Raw genomic sequence first — 2,767 nt, 5'->3', positions numbered from 1 at the left:
TTGTACCCAACGCATGAGGGTTGTGTGATGCACGAAAATACCACGGTCGCGCATCGTTTCAACTAGATCTCGATAACTGATGTTGTAACGCAAGTAGTAGCCTACGGCAAAAGTAATCACTGATTGATTGAATTGCCGTCCTTTAAAATGATCAGTCATCTGAAAACCTCCAGTTTCAATTCATGATACAGGATGCACTCTCCCTGAGTAAACTTTGCACCAGAACCATGGGACTAATGCACCACTAAACCCTGCACCACCTTTTTTGTTCCACTAGGGTACACCCTCTTGTAGCCACTCTGAAGGTTTGGTATCATTGACTACATATAGATGACCCGGAGGCATTCATAAATGGCAAAAATTGGATATGCACGCGTCAGTACCCGTGACCAGAATCTTGAAAGACAATTGAAAGGATTGGCGGACGCCGGAGTAGAAAAAATATTTAAAGAAAAAATTAGCGGTAAAGACACACAACGACCGCAGCTTCAAGCCATGATGCAATACATCCGTGATGACGACGAAGTCGTTATCCTGAGCCTTGATCGATTGGGCCGAAACTCTAGAGATCTTACAGATATCATTGAGCAAATCCGTCAAAAAGGTGCCATGCTTAATGTGCTAAATCTGCCAAGTTTTGCATCGATCAAGGATGATAATCTTCGAAACCTGATGACCAATATCATCGTCGAGTTATATAAGTACATGGCCCAGGAGGAGCGGGAGACAATTAAGGCTCGTCAACGACAAGGCATAGAGATTGCGAAGCAACAGGGAAAATATAAAGGACATCAGCGCGAATATTCACCAGATTCTTCAAATCGACAAAAGCGCTACATTTATAAGGAAGCTACTCGCTTGCTGAAAGAGAGAGAAGAGCATCTAGCACGTCAAGAAGGGGCTAGTACAAAACGACAGATTGCTCGGATGCTTGGCATAGCTCCGGTGACACTTTGGAGAATCGAGCAATACGCAAATGAGACAAGGAACTAAGCTTAGATTCGATCTATATATAGGAAGAAACTAGTCTTAAAAAAGATACCTTGCTGATATGTAGGAAGCTAGCTATATAATAGAGGTGAGTTGGCTAATGAAGATTCTGATTTGTGTTGAGAACTTGTTAATGGACGGTGTTAAGCGAGCCGCGACAGTGATAGGTAATGAACTTTCAAAAGAAAATGAAGTGATGTATTTTTCAATGGCCACGACGCCCAGCTTCTTTACTTTGACGGCTCCTCTGATATCGGTTTCGGATCCCGTCAACTCTGGCAGAAGTTTTCGCGGCAGTGAACCATTGAAAAAATACGCATCTCAAATAAGCGATTTACTTCATACCCTATTTGTCGGTGATTATGATGTTGTAATTTTAACAGCAGGACTACTAACCAGTTTTTCTCCACGAATAAAAAAAGAGTTTCCTCACATAAAGGTCATTTCTTGGCTCCATAACAACTATGAAACCTATATGAATGACTACTATAGTCAAATGAGGACTGAATTTATAACAGGATTAACCAACGCAGATTATGTGGTAGTTTTAACGGACCATGATGTCATGCGCTTTTCGAAATTACAAGCTAAAACCATCAAGATTTACAATCCGTTGACCATCAAAAGCGACTCTATTTCGACATTAGAAAATCACGTTATTAGTATGGTTTCCAGAATTGATATTAAGCAAAAGGGATTAGACCTATTGGTTGAGATTGCCAAGAATATTCCGGATGATTGGAAGATTCGTTTGGCTGGTTCAGGACCAGACAATGACAAATTGCGAACAATGATTAGTACAGCAAATTTGGAAAGCAAACTGAAACTAACTGGATCCCTAAATGATGAGCAATTGGCCTTGCACTACCAAACTTCTTCTGTATTTATGATGACCTCTCGTTGGGAAGGCCTGCCTCTAGTAATTGGTGAAGCTATGAGTTTTGGATTGCCCATTATTTCAATGGATAATACCGGCGCCCAAGAGTATTTAAGGGGAGGAGAATTTGGTGTTCTGACGCAATATCACAATGTTCATGATTTTAACACCAAACTTGAGCCCCTCATGGCCTCACAATATGTTCGTTCTTTTTGGGCTAATAAATCCTTACAGCGCCGAAAATATTTCGTACTTTCTGATATTGTAATGAAATGGCAGAATCTCTTTAAAGCAAGGTAATGAGATGTCTCTTATGGCGTGCAAATCGAGCAATAATTAGCATGACAAGTGAGACACGGATTTGAAGCTTGGTCAACTAAGGTAAGTATGGCCACATGCTTAGTGACCGTTTAAAAAATTAAAACACCAAGTAGGTTGCTCTATAAACGCGTTATTACGTTCGACTAAATCGGAGCAAAAAAAGACTGATAGCCTAGCTTACATCAACGGCCAACACGCAGCTGAATGCGGGGCTGCTGAAAAAGTCAGCAGCTGCATAAGTAACCGTTCAATAGGCGCACAGCCCTGGGGAAAGCACCAGATGCTAGGGCTTGTTTGTCGTCCCTCTGGCACGTTAAACAAGATTAAACGCTGATAAAAGATCTGATAGGTTCTGGTGCAAAGTTGAAATTAAGCGTAAATCAAAGTGACTGTGTTCAGTGGTTGTAGCCTATGCCGCTAACAATTGGTCGACTTCTTGATACGCTGAAAAGCCGAAGAGGCCTAGCTTCTTTCGGCTTTCTTTGTGTATCGCATGCATGGTTTCAATGCCGTATAATGTCCTAGCTGCTGTCCGAGTGCTCTGATAACTTGCGGAACGAACTTGTTGCCGCTTAATAA

Annotated in this window: 2 protein-coding genes and 1 pseudogene; 2 read left to right on the top strand and 1 reads right to left on the bottom strand. The window is 41.6% G+C overall.

The annotated features are described in order from the left end of the window. Nucleotides 1-159, bottom strand: a pseudogene (locus tag AAA927_RS12775) (IS6 family transposase); the annotation flags it as partial. 192 nt (nucleotides 160-351) lie between these two features. On the opposite strand from AAA927_RS12775, the gene AAA927_RS12770 reads away from it, so the two are divergent. Together AAA927_RS12770 and AAA927_RS12765 are read left to right on the top strand one after the other, a co-directional pair. After that, the gene (locus tag AAA927_RS12770; RefSeq protein ID WP_338218148.1) at nucleotides 352-993 is read left to right on the top strand and encodes a recombinase family protein; all 642 of its coding nucleotides are present in this window, start codon (nucleotides 352-354) and stop codon (nucleotides 991-993) included. 97 nt (nucleotides 994-1,090) lie between these two features. Beyond that, the gene (locus AAA927_RS12765; protein WP_338218147.1) at nucleotides 1,091-2,167 is read left to right on the top strand and encodes a glycosyltransferase; all 1,077 of its coding nucleotides are present in this window, start codon (nucleotides 1,091-1,093) and stop codon (nucleotides 2,165-2,167) included. The last annotated feature ends 600 nt before the right edge of the window (nucleotides 2,168-2,767 follow it).

The sequence above is a fragment of the Lacticaseibacillus salsurivasis genome, from assembly GCF_036246225.1.
In the GTDB taxonomy this organism is placed as follows: domain Bacteria; phylum Bacillota; class Bacilli; order Lactobacillales; family Lactobacillaceae; genus Lacticaseibacillus; species Lacticaseibacillus salsurivasis.
Note: the sequence above shows the minus strand (reverse complement) of the source record. Positions and strands in the feature narration are given on the sequence as shown.